The organism is Bradyrhizobium sp. 25ACV (assembly GCF_054863005.1).
The window spans coordinates 1-264 of record NZ_JAVAYO010000129.1; the positions used below are offsets into that span (position 1 = coordinate 1).

General features: G+C 46.2%; 1 protein-coding gene. It reads right to left on the reverse strand.

All coding sequences use genetic code 11. From position 1 onward, the window contains the following. Window positions 1-118: 118 nt before the first annotated feature. On the reverse strand, window positions 119-264 hold a 146-nt coding region (locus tag RAD04_RS38845; RefSeq protein WP_461627988.1), incomplete at its 5' end, for a dienelactone hydrolase family protein.

A 264-nucleotide genomic window follows, 5' to 3' on the forward strand; every position in this document is an offset into this window, starting at 1 on the left:
ATAATATCCCAGCACATTGAGAAGCAGGATGAGGATGAACGCAAGTGAGAAATGTTTCTTCAAATTTTCAGCTTTGAAACATTAAACTAGTCAGAATTCCCCAAAACTCAAAGCCGCGTCATTTCAGCTTTTCAGTAAAAAAGTCTACGGTTCGCTTCCAGGCGAGCTCGGCGGCGGCCTTGTCGTAACGTGGTGTGGTGTCATTATGAAAGCCAAGGAGGTGGGCAGGGTACTTGTCGGCGTAATACCGCTTTGTGTTTGCCT